Annotated in this window: 1 pseudogene; it reads left to right on the top strand. The window is 59.6% G+C overall.

Features of this window, described 5'->3' with window-relative positions:
• Positions 1-123 (top strand): annotated as a pseudogene (locus tag EXE45_RS21770) (phosphate/phosphite/phosphonate ABC transporter substrate-binding protein); the annotation flags it as partial.
• Between the last annotated feature and the right edge of the window lie 149 nt (positions 124-272).

Raw genomic sequence — 272 nt, 5'->3', positions numbered from 1 at the left:
GAGTCCGACACCGACGACGACCTCTGGTTCAGCAAGGTCCGCGAGGCGAGCCAGGAGGACTACCAGTCCGTCATCGACGTCGCCAACGAGCTCGGCGTCGGCACGGACATCTTCGACCAGTAAGGCCCCGTCTCCAACTTCGGATCACTTTTCACCCGATCCCTCCCCTTTCGGACAACGTCACACGCTATGCCAACGATCGAATTCGAAAACGTCACCAAGAGATACGGCGAGGACACCGTCGCCCTCGACGACGTATCGTTCACCATCTC

The organism is Halorubrum sp. SP9, assembly GCF_005435015.1.
GTDB classification, from domain to species: Archaea; Halobacteriota; Halobacteria; order Halobacteriales; family Haloferacaceae; genus Halorubrum; species Halorubrum sodomense.
This window is presented reverse-complemented; position numbering and strand designations above follow the sequence as displayed.